Here is a 21,670-nt window from a genome sequence, read left to right as displayed (position 1 = left end):
TCCTCCTATCAAATCAGCCCGCCACATATCGATCAAGTCGTTTTTCCATACGTCCTTGAGCGTTAGAAAGAACTGTACTGAAAAGCAAATAAATAAATCCTGCTAGACAATATAGTACCAATGGTTCATAGGTTGTTGCTGTAATTTGCTGAGCGATTCTAAACATTTCGGTCACTGTTATTGTAGCAGCCAATGATGTATCCTTTACCAAGCTAATAAAACTGTTTGACATGGGTGGGACAGACACCCTTGTTGCTTGAGGAAGAATAATCCTTTTTAATGCTTGACGATAACTCATCCCGATTGAATAAGCGGCCTCCCATTGACCCTTGGGAATTGAAAGTATAGCTGCGCGAATAATCTCTGAGTTATAGGCGCCAACACTAATAGTAAAACCGATAATAGCCGATGGCAGCGGACCAATTGTAATCCCAACACTTGGAAGACCATAGAAAATAATAAACAACTGAACAAGCAGCGGTGTTCCCCTAATTACCCATACATAAAATCTTGCAACAGCGTCGAGAGGTTTATTTCCCGAGATTCGAGCCAGTGCTGTAAGCAAAGCAAGAATGAGTCCCAGAAAAAAAGATATAAGAGTCAACGGTACGGTAAAAGCGATCCCTGCTTTTAACATTGGTAAAAATGAGTTTACAATGATGTCAATAATTCGTAGCATTCTTTCATCAGCAAACATTGGAACACTCCTTATTTTGAAACATCGGTTTCAAAGTATTTTTGTGAGATGCTTAAATACGTACCATCTTTCTTCATATCGGAGAGTGCTTTATTTACGGCCTCTACCAATTCTTTATTCCCTTTCCTAAACATAATTCCCATTTGTGCCGGTTCAGCAAGCTCTGCTACAACTTTAATAGGTGCATCAGGTTTTTGCTTTTTGAAATCGAGATAGGACAATCCATCATTTACAGTCGCATCAGCGCGTTTTGAAAGTATTAAATCAACGGATTGATTAAATCCTTCGACTCCCACGATCTCAGCACCGTTGGATATTGCTATATCCTTAAAATTACTAGTTAGTGTCTGAGCTGCTTTTTTTCCTTTCAAATCTGCAAATGATTTAATAGTGTTATTGTCTTTGTGAACAATCAAGAAAGGTTTTGACACAATATACGACTCAGAAAAATCGTATTTTTCCTGACGGTCAGGACGTATTCCTACTTGATTAACAATGATATCGAATCGCTTCGAATCAAGTCCTGCAAATATACCGTCCCATGGGGTTTCAATAAATTCTGGTTTCGCACCAAGTCTGTTCGCTACTTCCTCAGCGATTTCGATATCAAAACCAGTTAATTTTCCTGAAGCATCATGGTAGCTAAACGGTGCATAGGTTCCTTCTGTTCCAATTTTAATTTTTCTATCTGCTTTAATTTGCTCTAGCAGATTCTTACTCCCAGCTGCCTGATTATCCGGTTGAGTGGTTGCTTGATTTTGCGTTTTTCCACATGCAGTTAACATAAGTGCAACGAGTAACGAAAAAGCGACTATTTTAAAACTCTTTTTCATAAAAATATCCCCCTTTGTATTTATTGAATTAACCATTGCTCTCATACTGGATCTATACGCAAATCGTTTCTTCCTAAAAGTCTACAATTCTTTCTAATAAAATATTTAAGAAATAACACAATGTCATCTTGTCGTTCCCTTAGAGGTTTGGTATATAGGGAATGACATTAAGACGGTAATATAAATCTTCTTGAAATGCACCCTTTCCTCTGAATTTCTATGTGTAGCTGCAATCACTTTTACATTGATAGGAATGACTTTTTCCCACCAATACGTTCAATTGTTCTCTCCTGTAAAACTCTTAATAATTAGGTTGTAAGGAAAGTGGCATATCGCCTATTTCGTCTAGAAATATTGTCCCCCTTGTGCGCATATTCAAATTTTCCAATATTCCCTTCACGTCTTGACACTATGAAATCACCTCCCTCATAACCAGGTAATCTAGCAATAACAGCTTATTTTCTAGCAGAGAACTCATATGTTGTAAAAACCTTATCAACATTTCAGAGTTTCTAATCATCCTTTCTTTCTGTTCTCCTATCCTATTTCGATATGCGCCAGTTCCACTAATTCGTATGCCGTTTTCATTGAGTATTGTTACATCAAATCGAAGGACTTCAGTAATATTTTCTGAGAATGTTTGGACAATCGACGGAAATTATACTATTAAAAATATTTCTATTTATTTATATTTTTGTATTATTCTGATATTTTTTTATATTTATACTCTACACAAAAAATTATGAGTGGGTTGTTTACAACTTCTCGCCCTAGTGCCTTGGTGTGTAAATGAATGGATAAACTAGGATAATGCCGGGAGGATACCCGGAGTTTAGAGCTTCCTCCGTAGGTGGACAAAAAGTTCCTGATACCATCCGTTATTCTAATGCCATTTCGAGATCCTTCCATATATCTTCCACATCTTCAATTCCAACAGAAAAACGAACGAGTCCATCATTAAGACCAGCTTTTTCTCTTTCTTCTTTAGGGATAATCGCATGTGTCATCGAAGCTGGATGTTGAATTAGTGTACCTATGTCCCCTAGGGAAACTGCTAAAGTACACAATTTTACTGAATTCATAAGTTTAACACCTGTTTCGTACCCCCCCTTCAAGACAAAAGAAATCATTGCTCCAGGACCTTTCATTTGTTTCTCCATGATATTTTTATCTTCGAAACTTGCTAGTCCTGGAAAATAAACCTTCTCTATAGCCTTATGTTTTTCCAAGCGGTCAGCCAAAATTTGTGCATTTTCTTGTGAGCGATCCATGCGAATGTGTAATGTACGTATCCCTTGACAAAGAAGCCAGGCATCCATAGGGGCCAAATTTGCTCCCATAGTCTTCTGCACTTCTTTTCTCATCGGATCAATAATTTCCTTGCTGGAAATCACTAGTCCACCAATAAGATATCCATGACCGGACAAATATTTTGTTGCACTGTGGACGACAATATCAATTCCGCATAGAATAGGATTTTGCAAATATGGGGACAAAAACGTATTATCAACTACGGTCAAGATTCCCTTTTGCTTGGCGATCGCCGCTACACTTTTCATATCCACTAAGGAAAGCGTAGGATTGGAAGGTGTTTCAAAGTAGACCACTTTCGTTCTATCTGTAATGTGTGGTTCAAGCTCTTCCCCATTTTTAAATGGTACAAATGTTACATCAATTCCAAACTTCTTTACCGTTTTGGTTAGAAATGCATGCGTCGCCCCATACAACGCTGTGTGTGCAACAACGTGATCTCCTGTCTGCAAAATACCCAAAAGACAACCAGTTATAGCAGCCATCCCAGATGAGAACGCCAAACAACCTTCACCAAATTCCAATGCTGCTACCTTCTCTTCTAGCTCTCGTACATTTGGATTTCCCAGGCGTGAATACATAAATCCTGGATCTTCTCCTGCGAAGCGTTTTGCTCCAATTTCTGCATTATCAAAAACAAACGTTGAAGTCATATAAACAGGGGAGATGTGTGAGCCATGCCCTGGATCTTTATTTACTTTTACTAGTTTTGATGAATAGTTCATTATTACAACGCCTCCTAATTTTAGTAATCTGAATTGCTGTCGTTTTTATTTCTTCCTGCTTAGTTGTATACCCCTTTATCTTTGCCAAGATAAGTGGTTAAGGACTTGACATGGAGCCTCTATGGGTATAAAAGAAGTAATTCTTGCCATACCCTAAGTAAACAACTTTTTTTGCATTAAACAAAAGTCGAATTTCTCAGCATTAAAATTGAGAAATTCAGCTTTTTTCGTTACTTTACAAACGCGCCCGCTTGTAAGATCAAGAATGCCAAAGAACTAAAAAAATCGTTATTGTTATTTCTTCTTAAGATTAACTTCGATCTTTTACGAATAATCCCTTCAAGAAGAAATTTTTTGAGTGGGTTGAACATCCTCGCTATCTATTTCCTCAGGCTTTAGCTTTTTCATCGTAAATCCAGTAGCTGCATAAATAATATCGAATATTGGTGTAATAAAGGCTAGGTAAACATAAGGGAAAAATGCATATGGTGATACTCCTAGCATTTGCGAAGCGTATATCGCGTTAGAATTCCATGGAATAATAGGTGCTCCAATCGTCCCCACATCCTCAATATTACGCGAAAGATTTTCTGGAGCAAAATGATTCTTTTTAAAGACATTTCTCATAAGTGAACCTGTTACAATAGCTGTTAATAACATCGATGATCCAATTGCATTTGTAATAAATGCGATTAACTTAGTTACTAGTGTTATCTTAAAAATAGATCCCTCGGTTCGTTTTACTAATGGAAACACTAAAGCACTCAGAATACCAGACTCTTCTAACATGCCCGTAACACACATGGCTAAATAGACAACAAGAAATGAGCTCATTAAACTAAAGAGTCCACCTCTACTGAGGATTGTGTCAACTAATTTACTTCCACTTTCGATCACAAATCCATTTGTCATCATATTAAATATTTCACTTAAACCGTAACCCTGATTAAGAACAGCGACGATAAGACCACTAAACACGCCCATTAAAAGAGAAACAATAGATGAAACTCCTTTAATGAGCAGAGCCAATACAATAACAAGAGGAATTAATTGTATCCATGATAAATTGAAATTTTGCGTTAATGCAGAAGTTATTTCTTGAATCTGCTGCGGATTCATACCTTCTTTTCCATAGTTTAAACCTAAAAACAGAAATATTACCGCTGTAATTACATATGCTGGAACGGTTGTCCACAACATATGTTTAACGTGTGTCATTACTTTAGCACCAGAAACAGAAGACGCTAAAATCGTACTATCTGACAAAGGAGACATCTTATCTCCAAAGAAAGCTCCACAAATAATAGCACCAGCTGTCATGGGAGAAGGAACTCCAAGTGCATTACCAACTGCCATTAAGGCCAAACCAACAGTACCTAATGTCCCCCAAGAGGTACCTGTTGAAAGGGATGTTGCTGAAGCAAGGATTAAGGCCGTTATTAGAAAGTATTGTGGTGAAATTATTTCTAAACCCCAATAAATAACATAAGGGATTGTACCAGAAGACATCCAAGTGGCAATCATAACACCTACCACTAAAATAATTGTATTCGGCTCAAAAGACTGCTTTCCCTTATAAGGGCCATTTACTAAGTTTCTAGGCAATTTTCGCAAATGTTCTTACGAAAAGATGCCACGAAGCATCTAGTTATACGGGTTGATGAACTTATACGAAAAATAACAATCTATGCGAAAATAGCCTTTCGTAAACTAAATTCATTCATACAACTCTTTTTTTTAATCTGATGGACACATCTGAAGATATGTCCATCAACAGACACTTTTTAAATCGATCCATATAACATATTAATTTTCTCATCCATCCAGAAATACCACCCGTAAGAATAGGAGCAATTCCCTCTTAAACTTCAACAAAAGAGCGAAGTATTGGCGTATAACGCTGAGGCTCCGCCAGAATGTACAAATAGGATGTTATCGTCCGGCTTAAAGGTGCCTTTTTGTATTAGATCAATGAGTCCTGCTGCTGCTTTACCTGTATATACCGGATCCAGCAAAATCCCTTCTGTTCTTGCCATGAGCTTGACAGCTTCCACCATTTCAGGCGTAGGTAAAGCATAGCCTGGTCCGACATACTTATCAAAACACGTAACAGCCTCACGAGGGATTGCATTGGGAATGCCAATATGTGTTGAAGTTTCTTTAACAAGCTGAAAGACTTTCTCTTCTTGTTCCATTTTTCCTCTGCTTACGTTTATTCCGATTACCGGTATTTCACTTTGATTTCCATAAAAGCCAGTCACCAAACCTGAATGCATTCCCCCGCTACCGCTTACACAAACAACAGCATTCATATTGACTCCTTGATCAAAGGACTGTGCCAAAATCTCCTGAGCGCAAGCAACATATCCCGTTGCACCAATGCCATTCGATCCCCCAACCGGAATGATATAAGGTTTATATCCCTCATTCGTTACCTCTTTAACTACTTTCAGCATTTCTTTCATCAAGTCCGTCCCATTAGGTACAACCTTGACTTTTTCAGCGCCCAGTAAATGATACAGAAAATAGTTACCATTAAAATCTGGCTCAGAATTTGTTAAAAGCCCCTCTTCCAATACGAGAATGCACTTCATTTTCTCTTTAACAGCAGCGGCCAGCGTTAAACGGCAATGATTTGATTGAATGCCTCCACATGTAATTAACGTATCCGCGCCTTTTTCCAATGCATCGGCAACGAGGAACTCTAGTTTTCTTGTTTTATTTCCACCGGCCGTCAGCCCAAGTAAATCATCTCGTTTAATATAAATCGAAGGGCCACCAAGAACTTCAGAAAAATGATGTAATTTCTCAATGGGTGTATATGTTGGTGTATATCGTTGTCTAGGAAATTGTGCTAAATTCATATTAATCTCCTCCTGTATCCTCTGTTTAAAGCCATATGTAAATTAAGAAAAGAGAATATCAATCTGACGTTCTCTTTTCAATTATTATGATTGAATCATAGCAACCGCTTCGATTTCAATCAAAGCATCTTTTGGTAAACGAGCAACTTCAATCGCGCTTCTAGCCGGATAATTCACGGAAAAAAATTCTCCATATACTTGATTCATCGCGGCAAAATGATTCATATCGCTTAAAAAAACCGTTGTTTTTATTACCTGCTGTAAGCTTGCTCCCGCCGCTTCTATAACCTGCTTGAGATTCTCCAGTGACATCCTTGTTTGCTCCTCAATATTATCAGGCATTTCTCCGGTTTCAGGATGAATCGGGAGCTGCCCTGAAGTATACACTACATTTCCTGCTTTAATACCTTGTGAATAAGGACCGATAGCCTTGGGAGCTTCTTTGGTTATGATTGTTTCTTTTATCATAAAAACCACCTCTTTTTTTTTATAATCCTATTTAAAGGGAATTGTGTTTAATGTTCCTCTGAATCTGGCTGTTCTTTTATAAAAACTCTTTATTAATAATTTTTATAACTTTCAGTCATTTTATAATGTACCTCTACCTTCTGCTTTTGTCCTCACCCCTCACTCGAGAAAATGATAGAAGCACTCTCCCGATTTAATTTCAATTAACTTCTAATCAAGAAAAATAGTTATCATTTTAATAAAGTTAACATAATTTATATTTTTCTAACTTGCGATAAAGAGTAGACAGGCTAATCTGTAGTTCCCGGGCGATTTGTTCTTTATCATATTTTTCAGCTAAGAAGTAGCTCTGGATGACATCTCTTTCATATTCTGAAATCATTTGTTCTAAACTCATTCCTCTACTCTCGACTGAGAGTCGATCCTGTTGAAGTAAATAATCAGGTACATCATGGAAGCAGATAATATCTGATTCAGCCATATTGACCATATATTCTACGGCGTTTTCCAACTGCCGTATATTCCCCGGCCAATCATAACGTATAAGCCATCGCTCTAGCATAGGGTCAAGTCTCAGTGGAGACCTTTGCATGATCCTGCAATGTTTATGAATGAAATGATCGAGATACAAGACGATATCATCACGCCGCTCTTGCAAGGATTTAGTATAGAGGGGGATGACATTGAGACGATAGTACAAATCCTCGCGAAAAGTGCCCTTCTGCACCATTTCTTCCAGGTTTCGGTGAGTGGCCGCAATCACCCGTACATTAATCCCGATTGCTTTTTTTCCACCGATTCTTTCAATCTCTCTTTCTTGTAAAACCCGTAATAATTTGGGTTGCAGGAATAGAGGCATATCCCCAATTTCATCAAGAAAAATGGTTCCATTGTCCGCTAATTCGAATTTTCCTATTTTCCCATTCCGGTTTGAACCGGTAAATGATCCCCCCTCATAACCAAACAACTCACTTTCCAACAAGCTTTCAGGTATGGCGGCGCAATTGACTGCTACAAATGGATACGTTCGGCGCTTGCTTTCAAAATGAATCGCTTTGGCTAATAATTCCTTCCCCGTACCGCTATCTCCCCTTATCAGGACAGTGGATGGGCTGTTTATAATCCTTCTTGCTTTTTTAATCACATCTTGAAGCCCAGAATCTTTACCAAGAATGTTTTCAAAGGAAATGGTATTTGGGGGGACAGGGATATCCTCTTGAATTTTACAACCCTTTTCTTTAACATGGTCTAGCATTGCTAATTTATTGCCTAACAATGTACTACCATTACTTAAAAAACGTATCAGCTTCTCTGATTCTATAATCATTTTTTCCTTTTGTTTATGAGAAAAACCAATCATGCCAATGACGCCAACTAGTTTATCTTGCTTTACAATAGGAAACCCAATGGTGGCGAGTTCTTTGCATTGGTTAACGAATTGACACTTCATACATTGCGACTCATCTTTTTTTACATCGTAGATTACTCCAGGCTCTCCAGTTTCCAATATCATTTTGAAAAAGGAGCCTTCCGGAGCCGCTTTGCCAATGAGCTCTTTATAATAGCCGGTCCCGCTAATGCGAACTCCCTTTTCATCAAGTACAGTTATATCCAAACCAAGGATTTCTGCCGTGTTCTCCGTGTAGTCTTGAATAAACTGCTGTATGCCAATAAAGCCTGCCATATGATCCTCCTCTCCTAAAGCGTTATATGGAATAATAAAAAAATTATCACAAAATAACTTAATGAACTTTACATAGAGAAGCGACAGCGTTTTCTATTCCACCCAGCGCATTTTTTAACATCGAACGCGGGCAAGCAATATTTAGCCTCATAAATCCTTCACCTTCCCTACCGAAAATGTGTCCTTCATTCATTGCAACTCTTGCTCTCTGTAACATAAATTCATCCAGTTCTTTAACTGAAAAACACAATTCCCGGCAATCCAGCCATACAAGGTATGTGCCTTCTGGCTGGATGACGTTGATTTGCGGAATGTTGTTGCGGAAGTAACTCAGAGTGTACTCCAAATTCCCCTGCAAATATTCAAGGAGCTGATCCAGCCATTCTTCTCCATAGCGGTAAGCAGCCTCTAACGCAACAACGCCAAATATGTTTGGCGAGCCAATGGATAGTGTATGAAGTTCCTGATTATACCTATCGCGCAGTTGCTGATTTGGAATAATAATACTCGACGTCTGCACACCCATCAAGTTAAAAGTTTTGCTTGGCGCAATACAGGTAAGGGAATGATTCGCAAACTCTTCTGAAATGGAAGCAAAAGGAATGTGAGTATGTGTCTTATAAACAAAATCACAATGAATTTCATCTGCTACAACGAGAATGTTGTGCTTTAGACAAATCTGTCCCAACCTCGTCAATTCTTCTTTACTCCATACCCTTCCGATCGGGTTATGAGGACTACATAGAATGAACATTTTTACCGATGAATCGATCTTTGCTTCCAAGTCTTCAAAATCAATGAAATAACGTCCATTTTCAAGCATAAGTGGGTTGGTTACAATTTCACGACCAGCCGCTTGGATCACACGGGCAAAATGATGGTATACAGGCGGTTGGATCATTATTTTGTCTCCAGGCTTCGTAAAAGACTGAATCGCCAATGATAAGGCCGGAATCACGCCTGGGCTGTGGGTAATCCATTCTTTCTTAACGGACCATTGATGTCTTCTTTTTAGCCAGTCAACAATGGATTCCATATAGGAATCAGATCGAACAGCGTAACCATATACACCGTGCTCGGCCCGTTGTTTTAACGCTTCGATGACAGGTTTTGGTGACTGGAAATCCATATCGGCCACCCACATCGGAATAACATCCTTTACACCAAATTGATTTTTAAGATTATCCCATTTTTCACAATCAGTGCCCAGGCGACAGATTTCTTGGTCAAAATTATATTTCATGAAGTATCTCTCCTTCTCATGTTTGCTTTTGCATACTGCTTCTTACGTAATTTATATAAGCAATTTTCATGCGACTTATTTCCCTTATAAAATCGCCTTTTTTAATAGAAATTCTTGATTGAATTCCGAATACCGCGAATGTCAATTTTATAAACGCTTTCATTATAAACATTGGCAAGTTTGCAAACATGGTAAATATTTCGCATAGATGAAAAAATTCAAAGATTTCATTTATAAATCTCTAGTGGTTCGCAACTTTTCCTGTTTTCTCCATTCCTCATAACCGCCCACAAGACTTTGTACGTCTTTAAAACCATGAACTTGCAGAAGGCTTGCAGCGATAGCAGATCTTCCGCCAGTTTTGCAATAAACTAAAATGGGTTTATCATGCGGAATGGTGTGTGCCTGTTCCTGCAGATGACCGAGCATCACGTGCTTCGCCTGCGGAATATGTCCTTCTTCCCACTCGCCCTTACTTCGGACATCAAGTACATATATGCCTTCTGTTTGAATTGCGCCCTCTACCTGATCCAATGTCACTTCTTCATATTTCATTCCACGCGAATCAGATTCACCTAGCAGCTCCATCACACATGAATCCATTGTGGCAACGATACAATCCAATCCAATGGACTGGAGATCCTTCACGATATCTGCCACATCCGTATTGGTTGCTAGAAGATAGATTGACTGGTCATAATCCAACAGCCATCCCGCCCAAGTTACAAATGAATTATTATAAGGGATATTAATCGTGCCTCGTATATGCTTGGCAGCAAAATCACTGGCTGGACGCGTATCAATGGCCATTCCCTGTTCTACCCATTCCTGCACAATTTCTATCGAAACCTCCATACGAAGCGGTACTGCCATCCTTTGGATTTGCTGTGCCCCCTCTTTATTCAACCGCTTCATCATTGAAAAATAAGGGGGTGCCTCCGGCTGTCCAGCCAACAGCGCTTCTATAAAACGATCCTCGTTATCATATTGCAATGCCCAATTTGTCCGTTTTTCATAGCCGATGGTTGAAGAAGGTACTGCTCCTAACGCTTTACCACAGGCACTGCCCGCTCCATGTCCTGGCCATACTTGCAGATAGTCAGGAAGCTTTTTAAACTGCTTTAGTGACCGATACATCATGCGTGCCATTTTTTCTGAGGAACCTCGTACCCCCACGGCTTTTTCTAATAAATCGGGACGCCCCACGTCACCGACAAACACAAAATCTCCGGTAAATATGCCGATCGGGCCCTTGATAGATGCACCGCCATCTGTTACAAGCAGCGATATATGTTCAGGTGTGTGTCCTGGTGTATGCATCACCTCAAATTGGATATTTCCAATGGCAAAAACATCTCCATTTCTAAGATAAAAGTGTTCATACCCAGTTGCGTACTCATATTTCCAGTCCGGTCCTCCTTCATCAGAAAAATACAATGTGGCTCCCAGCCTGGAAGCTAGCTCCTGCGAACCAGACAAAAAGTCCGCGTGGATGTGTGTTTCCGTTGCTCCCACAATCCGAACACCATGTGCTCTTGCTGTTTCTATATAAGGTTCTATATTGCGTGACGGATCAACAATGATTGCTTCGCCCGTATCCTGACATCCCACAAGGTATGAAGCTTGAGCCAGTTTCTCATCATAAAAGTATTTGAGTAACATCAGTCATCCTCCTTTTAAGCGCTTGCTTTTGTTTTGTTATGACCATCAGAAACATGATCACATCCTACCCTTGAGCATTCCCTTCCAATACATAACAGGAAGGAAGTTTTTCTTCAATACATACATACTGAACCTCTCGCGTGCCTGATTAATCGGGAAGGTTTCTTGCGGCTGTAAATCATAATTGAATTCAGCCAGTATAAGCCGTCCATATCCGGTAACAAGCGGGCATGATGTATAACCGTCATATTGATGAACCAATGGTTTGGCTCGCATCCGATGAAGTAAATTTTTTACAAGTACGGGTGCTTGTTTACGAATCGCAGCCCCCGTTTTCGACGTAGGCAGGTTGGTGCAGTCCCCAATGCCAAATACATTGTCAAAGCATACATGCTGCAGCGTATATTTGTCTACATTCAGCCAACCATTACTTGCCGCAAGCGGGCTATTCTTAATAAAGTCAGGGGCGCTCATTGGTGGTACCACATGAATCATGTCATATTGGATACTTACACGCTCTTGTGTGTTCAGATTTTCGAATGTCGCTTGCTTTTTTTCACCATCGATTTCAATGAGATGGTGCATAAACCATGTCTCGATTTCTTTTCGTTTTATTATTTTGTTAAGTGCCTGTTCATATTTTTCCACATTGAATATGCTTGGGCTGCCTGAAACAAAAATAACTGAAGAGTGTGGTCGCACTCCTGATTTTCTGAAATAATCATCCGCCAAATACATGATTTTTTGAGGGGCTCCACCACATTTCACCGGAGTGTTCGGATTGGTAAAGATGGAAGTTCCCCCTTTGAAGTTGCGGATCGATTCCCATGTGCTATCAACATAATCATAGGAGTAATTACTACATACCCCATTCTTTCCAATGCTTTTTTTTAATCCTTTGATTTTATGCCAGTCAATTTGAATCCCAGCCGCAACAACCAGATACTCATAGTGCAGTTTCTTTCCAGATGCTGTTACAACCGCATTTTCATCTGGTTGAAATACGGTAACCGCATCCTGCACCCACACGGCTCCACTCGGAATAACGGATGCTTCTTCCCTTTGTGTCACCGTTTTATCCGCTTCGCCAGCTCCGACAAGCGTCCATAATGGCTGATAATAATGTTTTGTTGCGGGTTCAACGATGGCAATATTTCCGCTTAGGCTGAGTGATTCACGCAGGAGACGGGCTGCAACCGTAATTCCAGCACTCCCACCGCCTATAATCAAAATTTTGTAATGTATCTCATTCTTCACCTTTGGCATTCTTATCTCCTCATCTCCATTTTAGTAAAGCGGCTCACAAATCTAAGGCTTCAGCATTAATAATCAGCATGTAAATGGCTACCAACATAACGACACCGGAAAATATATGATGGAGTGTACGCTGTTGTTTACTTAAGCGTGCCGCAAGCCAAGCCCCCACCATTCCACCGCCAACTCCGCCTCCAACAAACGCCAACATAACCCACCAGTTCACGAGACCGGATAAACTGTAGCTCACCGCTGTTGTAAGTCCAAATGTGCCGACTGATACCAATGAGGATCCAATTGCCGCAATCATTGGCATTCTTGTCGCGAAAATCAAGCCTGGAACAATCAAAAATCCGCCGCCAATCCCGAAAAAACCGGATAACAGTCCCACCAGGATAGCCATGATGATTAGCTGTGGCAGTTTTACTTGATTTTTAATATCGTCTGCTTGACTCTTCTTTTTCTTTGGCATAGCCATTTTTACACCCATAACAATCATCAGAATAGCAAAAAGAAACAACAACTGTTTCCCAGGTACCAACTTTCCAATCATTGATCCTGTATAAGCACTCAGGGCACCAGGGACTGCAAAAACAATCGCCGCTTTCCACTGCACATTTCCGGCTCGTGCGTGTGGAATTAGGTTTGCATAGGCATTTATGGCAACGGCTGACGCTGAAGTGCCAATTACCACATGAGGATCTTTTATACCAACAACGTAAAGTAAAAGAGGAACAGCAAGAATGGATCCACCTCCGCCGAGCAAACCAAGTACGAATCCGACAATAGTTCCTGAAACAATGGAGAGGAGCACTTGAAACGTTGTCACTCTTTTCTGAGACTCTCACAGAGTAGTTGGTGATTCATCTCCTCCCTCCTTTCTCTATTTACTTATCATTATATATTGCAAGAACCATGCCAACTGATTTCTTCTGTAAAACTGCTTGATTTGCGGACCCCACTCTTTGGAAATTCCCAATTTTGCTATCATTCATATTAAAAAAACCTTTATCATCAAGCTTAGACGCTTCCTAGGACTAGGAACTATTTTTGCATCTGTGATAAACTCTTCAAGCTATTTCTATAAAGTAATTCAACTAACATATCAGTTAACAAAATTTTTTTAGATCTCGTATAACTGAAATAGCGTACAAGAACATGTTAATGTGTTACCTCTGATAGGGATAGCACCATATACCCATCAAGCTAATTAACTCGAAATAAAAAAAGCTTGAGAAAATTTTTTTGTCCTCAAGCTTTTTTACATTATCAATATTAAAGCTAACTGACCCATAATGCCCCGTGAGAAAAAAATCCTATAACAACAGTTTCAAGGAAAATTCAGAAGGGAACAATTAGTACTTCCTTATGCCATAAAAGGGACAGATTCTTGAATAAGAGAATGAATTAGTAGGAGGGAATCGAGCCCTAAGATATTCAATTAACTTTCAGTTTACTATAATAAATTATCATTTTTATACAATTAAGTAAGCTAAAATGGAAAGACAGATAGATGTAATCCCCATCGCGATTTTCACGTGCAGCAGAAGAATTACATATGACTCAACCTGCAGTAGGCCAATATATTCAATCTTTTGAGCGTACAATGGGGACAAAATTGTTGGAGCGCAGTAATAAATTTGTACGCTTAAATAAAGCTGGGGAAATTGTCTATCATCACGCAAAAGAGATATTAGGTCTCTATACAAAAATGCATTACTTGATAGATGATCTAACCAACAAGATGAGTGGACCTCTTTCAATTGGTGCCAGTTATACATATGGGGAATTCGTTTTGCCGTATGTTATTGCAAAAATGTATAGGAAATATCCATTAATCACTCCAACCATTACGATTGGGAACACAAAAGAGGTAGCAAAATTAGTTTTGGGGCACCAATTAGATGTGGGAATTATGGAAGGGGAATTCAAAGATAAAAATTTAGTAATCGAACCTTTTGCAGAAGATTCCATGTATCTGGTGGCATCACCAAAACATAGCTTGGCACAAAAAAATGGTGAAATTAACATATCAGAATTAGAGGAAGAAACGTGGATTGTCAGGGAAAATGGTTCTGGAACTAGAGAAGTAACTGAGAAAATGTTCAGATTATGTGAAATCATTCCGAAAAAAAAATTGGAGTTTGGAAGTACACAACTAATTAAGGAATCTGTAGATGCAGGTCTTGGTGTTAGTCTACTTTCTTACTGGGCGATTCGTAAGGAATGTTCAATGGGCTCTTTAAATGTCATAAACGTAAAACAACTTCCATTTATACGGAAATTTTCAGTTGTCTTACGATCCCCATTCCAGACTAAAGCGTTAAGCGTATTTTTAGAACTATTAAGAGAAAGTAATAAGGCCATACCTGATTTATGAAGTAGTTGCAGTTTTGTTGCATTATACAATAGGGCGCCATTCTTTAACAAGAAGGCATCCCCTTCTATTGGGACATATGATGGAGTAACGAAAAAAGCCCAATTTCTCAATATTAATGATGAGAAATTGGGCTTTTTATATTGGCATTTCCTTAACGCTGTAAATACGCGGTTATCTTAACTCGTATATTGAATCCGTGCCTGTCACTCCCCGAATTTTCTTGTTTCACAACGATGTTCCACGAATAACTTTAATCAATATAACAAATTTTTATAGTAAACCAATCGAATTGTTTCATTCCCTGCTATTAATTGCATCGGATTTTTAAAATCATTAACCAATACCTGAACTTCATCATTTTCGTGAATGATTCCAGGCCTTTCTACTGCACATACGATCCCCCGACGCTTATAACCTGACGTACAAAACGGAAGGATAACTTTTCATGATCTTCATAATGCTTTTGGATTTCATCACCAGGTAAGGTACAAGGCTGGTTTTCACCCATACATATTAATCCTGCTCCACTTGGAAAAAGGATACGTGAACCAATGGTGAGTTTTGCATAGATTTAATGCTTTTCTGCTGCATCAAAAATCCACCTCTACAAGTAGTTAAAAAGTCTCAATCAAAGTAAATATTATACAATATCTTCCATTATTACTTTAACTACGATTTTTATAGATTATGAACCTATACAAAAACACATACGGCTACACTCACTCTCTATTAGTATTACTCATCAAAAATCAAAACGATTGATTAGTTTTTTTGTCCATTTATAACAAGTTTTAATTATTTTTTCTATTCTGAAAATTAATTTGTTATTTTTTAGTTTATTTAATAATATATATCTAAAGGATATATATCTTTTAGATAGGTGAGGATATTTGAAAAATTATAACGATACAATCTATGCGATTTTAGGAATTTTAACCACTGACTGCAAATCTGGTTACGCCATTAAACAACTCATTGATCAGAGCTTAAATCATTTCTGGAAGATAAGTTATGGTCAAATATACCCGACTCTTAAATTAATGGTCCAAGAGGAATTAGCAGAAGTTCGTACTTCATCAAACCCAGGAAAGCCGGATAGAAATGAGTACTTCCTCACATTAAAAGGAATAGAAACTTTAAAAAATTGGTTGGAGCATCCCATAGAACAACTACCTGTTGAACGAAATGAAATTTTGCTCAAATTGTTTTTTGGACGCTATCAGTCCAGAGAAAAGACGGTCTTGCTTCTAGAGAATTACAAGCAAAAGTTAGAAGGGCGTTACCAAACTTACTTATCGATCGAACTAGCCATTGTTAATCACAAAGATAACGAGGAAGATTCAATGTATTGGTTGTTTACATTAGATTATGGAAAAAGGACCACGAAGGCTGCCATGGACTGGTGCGAGTTTACTCTTGAGAAGTTTTTAACTAAGGAGGATTAGTAATGGCCAAACATATCTATACTGGGCGTTATACCACTGAGAATACAGAGGATATTGTCGTTTTTATTATAGGAATGAGAATTAACAAGCGATTTTCATTTCATAAGTGGTTACCAGTATTTAATGCAATGCCTGGAATGATTAAGGAGCTTTATACGAACAAAGATGAATTGGGATTTTTATCGATGGAAAGCTATTTTGGACTTAGAACGACAGTAATGATTCAATATTGGCGTTCAATGGAAGACCTACTTGCTTATGCAAAAAATGAGAAGCATTTGAGTGCTTGGAAAAATTTTAATAAAAAGGTAGGAAACAATGATGCTGTTGGAATTTACCACGAAACCTATCAAATAAAAAATGGATCTTATGAATCTATTTATGGAAATATGCCCCACTACGGCTTAGGTAAAGCACTGAAACATATTCCAATTACTGCAAAACGAAATTCAGCTAAAGAACGCCTAAATCATTAGCGTTTCCGTGCATGTCAAACCCCGGATTTTCTTGTTTCACAATTCACATTCATAGGCCTTGCCACCTAGGATGGCTGTTCTACAATTCATCGTTTGCTCCTGACTATATGATTACTGTCGATGTCTATATTGTTATTTATTAGTATTTAATCCTAACAAATATAAAAGAGCGTGGCTTAATGCCAAGCTCAGTCTATATTACAGCAGGGTGATCACGTCTTAAATATTTATTTTGAAAATCGTCCTACTAACGCCCAATACAGGAATAAGCTAAAAACAGTAATGAGTGAAAGGACCAATAAAATATTACTATATAAGGAAGCGTCCGGATTACTTAGATATTTAAGGATATTTCCTCTCATTGATAAGTGATCCATCATTGCTGCTGTATAGGCTATACCAATGGAAGCAGCTACATTAAGAATCAAATTAAAAAATCCAACCGCTGTTCCCGAGTTTTCTTTCGCAATCGTGCTAACACATGAATCAATCATCGGAGCATACATAAACGCAAACGAACTAGAGAATAGAATCATGGAAATAACGAACACAATCACAGAACTTTGTACAAAAAATCCGCCCACCAATAGACTGGTGGTAATACCAGCCATTGCAATAGTAATACATTGCTTGGTTCCTAATACTCTAGCAATTTTTCCAGAAAGTGCCCCAACAGTGGCAGCTAAGATATAAGCCGGGATTAGCAATAATGAAATAGTATCAAGTTTCAAATTATAAAGCTTTTCAAGGAGAAACGGAAACAAGAAAATATACGCTAATTGCACGGAGTAAATAACAAAAGCGATCGCTAACAAAGAGATGAAACGCTTATTTTGGAAGAATGAAATGCCAATGAATGCTTTGGAATCCTTGCTGATATACACTAAGAACAAGGCAATTGCGACAATAAACACGAGAAGATAAATATAGTTAAAACCAGTAATATATAACAATAGGGATGCAGCAATGGCTCCTACTAAAAATAAGCCAATTATATCAATATTACCGCCTTTCCTTTCTTCTGTTGGAAGATGCTTCAAAATAAAAGGAAGGAAGAAAAGGGTAACTAATGGAACTAAAAATAGAGTTGTCCAATGAAAATAAGTGGAAACATATCCCCCAGTCAAGGCTCCGATTACCTGTGAAAGGGCAAAACTGCTAGTACTTAAACCCAAAAACTTCTTTTGTTCCCTTGGAGGCAAGTGTTTAGTCACAAATATTACATATAACGTTTCAGCTGATGCCAGCCCGGCGGTTTGAATAATGCGTGATAAAACAACCAGAATAAACGAATGCTGAAAAATATAACCCAAAACTGAACCGATACATATTAATATAATACCCACGATAAAAAGTCTTCTAATACTGATGGAATCCGCCAGGGCTGCGTATACCACTGCTCCGATTCCAATCATAAGTCCAGCCAAGGTGGATTGCCAGCTAACCGTGGTCGCAGATATATTAAAATCTTTGGCCATATCTACCGAAATAATTTTAAATGAATTGTCAATGACCAAACATAATAAAAATAATAGCAGGATAATAGGTACAGCTTTTTTTACATTATATTCTTGAGCTTCCGTCACACTTACACTTGCACTCATTGTAGTCATTTTACTATTCTCCTTCTCTTCCAGAAATAAGTCGTCTTTATGGTGACTAGTCAATGCCTAGACTAGGGGCTGCCACTTTAGGATAGTGCTTGGCTTAAGCAAGTTTCAATGCAATTTCCATCATATTAGTAAATGCTGTTTCTCTTTCTTCCGATGTTGTTTGTTCATTTCTAAAAATATGGTCACTTACCGTTAAAATCGTAAGCGCATTAACCCCTGCATAGGCAGCATTCATATAAAGTCCTGCAGTCTCCATTTCAACACTTAAAATCCCCATTTTACTCCACTTTTCTACCGCTGTTGGATCAGCATGATAAAAAATATCACTTGAAAGAACATTTCCAACATGTACTGGAAGACCTTTTTCATCAGCCACTTTTTTGGCTTTTTCCAATAACGAAAAGGAAGCAATATTCGAATAGTGTCCAGGAAGATTATATTGGTGTACATAATGGGAATCTGTCGAGGCACCCATTGCGAAAACGATATCATACAAGTTCAAATGATCCTGAATGGCTCCACATGAACCAATGCGAATTAAGTTTTTTACACCGAATACATGAATCAGTTCCCAAGAATAAAGACTCATGCTAGGCATCCCCATGCCTGTTCCCATAACCGATATTTTCTTTCCATTATAGGTCCCTGTATACCCAAACATGTTACGAACGGAATTGAACTGTACCACGTCTTCCAGGTAGGTTTCGGCAATAAATTTGGCTCTTAATGGGTCCCCTGGTAATAGGATGGTCTCTGCAATCTCTACCCCATTTGGTTTGATATGCGCTGTTTCTTTTAGTTCAGTTGTACTCATTTTTCATTTCTCCTTTTTTAGAATTTTGCGGAATTACCAAAAGTAAAGTTCATTCTTTTTGTTCCGCTTACATTTACTTTAAGGGTAAAGCTTCTCTTTTATACAACATTGTATAGTTGTATAAAAACTTGTATATGATTTAATACTGAAAAGAATATCACACCATGAATTCGTTTACAATCTATTTTTTTACAAACAAATAAAAAAAACAGTGCATTTCATAAGAAATGACACTGCTTTCAATGGCATTATTTATCTTTTGTCAGCTTGAAAAAATCGTCTTCATTCGGTTCAGTTATTTGGATGCATTAATTGTTATTTGACTAAACTCAGTTGGGATATAGTATTTATTATAGACAACAGGATATTTGTCACTTATGTATACACTTTCTAAAATCAAATCACATTCTTCTCCGTTGAAAATTTGATATTTTAGTGATGGTGTATTGATGGATTTGGAACGCTTAATTTCGATCGTTGATGAATTCGCAAGTTCATATACTTTTTGATCAAGCATTTCTAATAATTGTTGTTCATTCTGTAAATCTAAATTTAATTCAGAAACTGCTTCTATGGCCATTATGGTAAAAGCATATGCTACTACCTGTTCACCGCTTTTATACCAGCGTTCAAAAGCAACAACTGCGGTCATATCGCGATGTAATACTTGTTTAGCATAGTCGCTTACCAGTTCAATTCTAAAATTCAATTCTACGTCATCCACGTTTTCCGGATAGCATTTGTATAAAGGGTTCCCCAGCTTTTCCAATCCAGCCATATTTCTATTATGATGAAATTTTGTAATAAAATTACCTTTCCCATGGATATTTTTTACCAATCCATCTTCTTGCAATAGCGACAAAGCATGCCTGAGTGTCATTCTGCTGACACCAAATACTTTTGCCAATTCAGGTTCCGTTGGCAGCCTGCTATCTGGAGGAAACGTTCCATCCATAATAAGTTTATACAATTTATCATAAACAACGGCAAATAATGGCCGTTTGGTTTTACTAAGATTATCAAGTTTACTATTCATTTTCCCTACACACCTTTAAATAGACTTGCCTATCCATTATATAAACAACCTAAAATACAATACAAGCTAATCCCTGTTTATTATACTTCTATATATTAATAATCTATGGAATAGTGTAGGGAAAGCGGAAAAGGTTATCTCCGGTTAATATAGTGAGGATTCCCTTTATTCTTCATAAAAACCTCATTTGCATATGAAGTTAATCCATACCAGATTTCATGATATCAGCCTCAACTCTGCTCATGAATTCCTCTACTGCGCTGTATCCTTGCTGCTTTAAATACCAGTTATTTGCTGCTGCCTCTATTAACCCTGCCACATCACGTCCAGGCTGAAGTTGGATTTCCAACGAAGGAATTTTAACACCCATATAGTCGGTATAATGATATTCCTGTTCTAAGTCATTATATAAGGCATCCTTTTCCCACTTCGTCAAATGAATATCAAGGGATATTCGTGTTTCATCCTGAAAAGCCTTACGACCGTACAAGCGGACTACATTTAATAACCCGATACTACGGAGAGCCAAAAATTCCTTAGTTTTCCCATCATGAGTACCGAGAATGGTTTGTGTACTCAGCTTCTTTAGAACAACGTTATCATCCGATACTAGCCGGTGTCCGCGGCGAATTAATGTGTGGGCCGTCTCGCTTTTTCCTACCCCCGAACTTCCACGAAGTATGATTCCAATGCCAGACACATTCATACAAACTCCATGAATAGTTATTTCTGGTGCTAGTTCCTTTACCAAAAACGCATCCAATTTAATGATAAACTCTGAAGTAATCTCAGGCTGGTTTGTTACTAACAAGGGGATACCCTGCTCTGTACAATGGTGAATTAAATAGGTAAGTCCTTCTTCACCAGCTGTTACGATAAAGCACGGCGGATGATAGTGAACAATATTACCGATACGAATTTTACGTTCCTCTTTACTTAACTTATGTAAGTACGTAATTTCCTTTTTTCCTAAAATTTGAACCTGTTCTGTTGGAAAAAAGTCAAAATGGCCTACAAATTCCAGTCCCGGACGATGCACCCGTGATTGCGTAATGATCTTCTTCAAGTGGCTTTCTCCAGCCAGTACTTTCAATGAATACTTTTGAACCAAGTCTTCTACTGTTATTTTTTTCAACCTATTCTCACGTCCTATTAAAACTTTAAT

At 38.2% G+C, this 21,670-nt stretch carries 19 protein-coding genes and 1 pseudogene; 3 read left to right on the top strand and 17 right to left on the bottom strand.

Annotated elements, in window-relative coordinates; all coding sequences use genetic code 11:
- Positions 1-13: 13 nt before the first annotated feature.
- The 12 genes from ACJ004_RS24890 to ACJ004_RS24835 all read right to left on the bottom strand — a co-directional run bounded on the left by ACJ004_RS24890 (position 14) and on the right by ACJ004_RS24835 (position 13,570).
- Complete coding sequence (locus ACJ004_RS24890; protein ID WP_410895826.1) at positions 14-697, bottom strand: amino acid ABC transporter permease; 684 nt, start codon at positions 695-697, stop codon at positions 14-16.
- Between the two features lie 11 nt (positions 698-708).
- A complete protein-coding gene (locus tag ACJ004_RS24885) occupies positions 709-1,530 on the bottom strand; it encodes an amino acid ABC transporter substrate-binding protein (RefSeq protein ID WP_410895825.1) in 822 nt (273 codons plus the stop codon).
- A 301-nt stretch (positions 1,531-1,831) separates the two neighbouring features.
- The gene (locus tag ACJ004_RS24880) at positions 1,832-1,903 is read right to left on the bottom strand and encodes a sigma 54-interacting transcriptional regulator (RefSeq protein WP_410895844.1); all 72 of its coding nucleotides are present in this window, start codon (positions 1,901-1,903) and stop codon (positions 1,832-1,834) included.
- A 505-nt stretch (positions 1,904-2,408) separates the two neighbouring features.
- The gene (locus tag ACJ004_RS24875; RefSeq protein ID WP_410895824.1) at positions 2,409-3,566 is read right to left on the bottom strand and encodes a trans-sulfuration enzyme family protein; all 1,158 of its coding nucleotides are present in this window, start codon (positions 3,564-3,566) and stop codon (positions 2,409-2,411) included.
- Positions 3,567-3,905: 339 nt separating this feature from the next.
- A complete protein-coding gene (gene nhaC / locus ACJ004_RS24870; protein WP_410895823.1) occupies positions 3,906-5,171 on the bottom strand; it encodes a Na+/H+ antiporter NhaC in 1,266 nt (421 codons plus the stop codon).
- Positions 5,172-5,434: 263 nt separating this feature from the next.
- The gene (gene cuyA, locus ACJ004_RS24865) at positions 5,435-6,430 is read right to left on the bottom strand and encodes a D-cysteate sulfo-lyase (protein WP_410895822.1); all 996 of its coding nucleotides are present in this window, start codon (positions 6,428-6,430) and stop codon (positions 5,435-5,437) included.
- 84 nt (positions 6,431-6,514) lie between these two features.
- A complete protein-coding gene (locus ACJ004_RS24860) occupies positions 6,515-6,898 on the bottom strand; it encodes a RidA family protein (RefSeq protein WP_410895821.1) in 384 nt (127 codons plus the stop codon).
- Positions 6,899-7,142: 244 nt separating this feature from the next.
- Positions 7,143-8,582, bottom strand: a complete 1,440-nt coding sequence (locus ACJ004_RS24855; protein WP_410895820.1) for a sigma-54 interaction domain-containing protein — start codon at positions 8,580-8,582, stop codon at positions 7,143-7,145.
- Positions 8,583-8,640: 58 nt separating this feature from the next.
- Complete coding sequence (locus tag ACJ004_RS24850; protein WP_410895819.1) at positions 8,641-9,825, bottom strand: MalY/PatB family protein; 1,185 nt, start codon at positions 9,823-9,825, stop codon at positions 8,641-8,643.
- Positions 9,826-10,056: 231 nt separating this feature from the next.
- Complete coding sequence (locus tag ACJ004_RS24845) at positions 10,057-11,487, bottom strand: MBL fold metallo-hydrolase (RefSeq protein ID WP_410895818.1); 1,431 nt, start codon at positions 11,485-11,487, stop codon at positions 10,057-10,059.
- Positions 11,488-11,544: 57 nt separating this feature from the next.
- On the bottom strand, positions 11,545-12,753 hold the full coding sequence (locus ACJ004_RS24840) for an FAD/NAD(P)-binding oxidoreductase (RefSeq protein ID WP_410895817.1): 1,209 nt from the start codon (positions 12,751-12,753) through the stop codon (positions 11,545-11,547).
- Between the two features lie 34 nt (positions 12,754-12,787).
- Entirely contained in the window at positions 12,788-13,570 is a 783-nt protein-coding gene (locus ACJ004_RS24835; RefSeq protein WP_410895816.1) for a sulfite exporter TauE/SafE family protein, read from the bottom strand.
- A gap of 702 nt (positions 13,571-14,272) precedes the next feature.
- Between ACJ004_RS24835 and ACJ004_RS24830 the strand changes: the two are divergent.
- A pseudogene (locus tag ACJ004_RS24830) lies at positions 14,273-15,121 on the top strand (LysR family transcriptional regulator); the annotation flags it as partial.
- A gap of 382 nt (positions 15,122-15,503) precedes the next feature.
- On the opposite strand, the gene ACJ004_RS24825 reads toward ACJ004_RS24830, so the two are convergent.
- A complete protein-coding gene (locus ACJ004_RS24825) occupies positions 15,504-15,629 on the bottom strand; it encodes a hypothetical protein (protein ID WP_410895815.1) in 126 nt (41 codons plus the stop codon).
- 382 nt (positions 15,630-16,011) lie between these two features.
- Here ACJ004_RS24825 and ACJ004_RS24820 point away from each other — a divergent pair, with 382 nt between their 5' ends.
- A complete protein-coding gene (locus ACJ004_RS24820) occupies positions 16,012-16,566 on the top strand; it encodes a PadR family transcriptional regulator (protein WP_410895814.1) in 555 nt (184 codons plus the stop codon).
- 2 nt (positions 16,567-16,568) lie between these two features.
- Positions 16,569-17,042, top strand: coding sequence for a DUF4188 domain-containing protein (locus tag ACJ004_RS24815; protein WP_410895813.1), 474 nt, complete (start codon positions 16,569-16,571; stop codon positions 17,040-17,042).
- 227 nt (positions 17,043-17,269) lie between these two features.
- On the opposite strand, the gene ACJ004_RS24810 is transcribed toward ACJ004_RS24815, so the two are convergent.
- From ACJ004_RS24810 to hprK, 4 genes are all read right to left on the bottom strand, one after another.
- Positions 17,270-18,646 carry an MFS transporter gene (locus ACJ004_RS24810; RefSeq protein ID WP_410895843.1) on the bottom strand — a complete coding sequence of 459 codons (1,377 nt, stop codon included), beginning with the start codon at positions 18,644-18,646 and terminating at the stop codon, positions 17,270-17,272.
- Positions 18,647-18,749: 103 nt separating this feature from the next.
- Positions 18,750-19,469, bottom strand: coding sequence for a purine-nucleoside phosphorylase (gene deoD / locus ACJ004_RS24805; protein ID WP_168241928.1), 720 nt, complete (start codon positions 19,467-19,469; stop codon positions 18,750-18,752).
- 295 nt (positions 19,470-19,764) lie between these two features.
- A complete protein-coding gene (locus tag ACJ004_RS24800; protein ID WP_410895812.1) occupies positions 19,765-20,505 on the bottom strand; it encodes a GntR family transcriptional regulator in 741 nt (246 codons plus the stop codon).
- 199 nt (positions 20,506-20,704) lie between these two features.
- A complete protein-coding gene (hprK, locus tag ACJ004_RS24795) occupies positions 20,705-21,640 on the bottom strand; it encodes an HPr(Ser) kinase/phosphatase (RefSeq protein ID WP_410895811.1) in 936 nt (311 codons plus the stop codon).
- Positions 21,641-21,670: the final 30 nt, after the last annotated feature.

Origin of the sequence: Neobacillus sp. 204, assembly GCF_046562815.1 — a bacterium.
Classification (GTDB): Bacteria; Bacillota; Bacilli; order Bacillales; family Cytobacillaceae; genus Neobacillus.
This window is presented reverse-complemented; position numbering and strand designations above follow the sequence as displayed.

What these genes read in the sequence shown, in the direction of transcription:
- ACJ004_RS24890 (WP_410895826.1), bottom strand. Translation starts at nt 697, where the DNA reads ATGTTTGCTGATGAAAGAATGCTACGAATTATTGACATCATTGTAAAC.
- ACJ004_RS24885 (WP_410895825.1), bottom strand. Translation starts at nt 1,530, where the DNA reads ATGAAAAAGAGTTTTAAAATAGTCGCTTTTTCGTTACTCGTTGCACTT.
- ACJ004_RS24875 (WP_410895824.1), bottom strand. Translation starts at nt 3,566, where the DNA reads ATGAACTATTCATCAAAACTAGTAAAAGTAAATAAAGATCCAGGGCAT.
- cuyA (WP_410895822.1), bottom strand. Translation starts at nt 6,430, where the DNA reads ATGAATTTAGCACAATTTCCTAGACAACGATATACACCAACATATACA.
- ACJ004_RS24860 (WP_410895821.1), bottom strand. Translation starts at nt 6,898, where the DNA reads ATGATAAAAGAAACAATCATAACCAAAGAAGCTCCCAAGGCTATCGGT.
- ACJ004_RS24855 (WP_410895820.1), bottom strand. Translation starts at nt 8,582, where the DNA reads ATGGCAGGCTTTATTGGCATACAGCAGTTTATTCAAGACTACACGGAG.
- ACJ004_RS24850 (WP_410895819.1), bottom strand. Translation starts at nt 9,825, where the DNA reads ATGAAATATAATTTTGACCAAGAAATCTGTCGCCTGGGCACTGATTGT.
- ACJ004_RS24845 (WP_410895818.1), bottom strand. Translation starts at nt 11,487, where the DNA reads ATGTTACTCAAATACTTTTATGATGAGAAACTGGCTCAAGCTTCATAC.
- ACJ004_RS24840 (WP_410895817.1), bottom strand. Translation starts at nt 12,753, where the DNA reads ATGCCAAAGGTGAAGAATGAGATACATTACAAAATTTTGATTATAGGC.
- ACJ004_RS24825 (WP_410895815.1), bottom strand. Translation starts at nt 15,629, where the DNA reads ATGGGTGAAAACCAGCCTTGTACCTTACCTGGTGATGAAATCCAAAAG.
- ACJ004_RS24815 (WP_410895813.1), top strand. Translation starts at nt 16,569, where the DNA reads ATGGCCAAACATATCTATACTGGGCGTTATACCACTGAGAATACAGAG.
- ACJ004_RS24810 (WP_410895843.1), bottom strand. Translation starts at nt 18,646, where the DNA reads ATGAGTGCAAGTGTAAGTGTGACGGAAGCTCAAGAATATAATGTAAAA.
- deoD (WP_168241928.1), bottom strand. Translation starts at nt 19,469, where the DNA reads ATGAGTACAACTGAACTAAAAGAAACAGCGCATATCAAACCAAATGGG.
- ACJ004_RS24800 (WP_410895812.1), bottom strand. Translation starts at nt 20,505, where the DNA reads ATGAATAGTAAACTTGATAATCTTAGTAAAACCAAACGGCCATTATTT.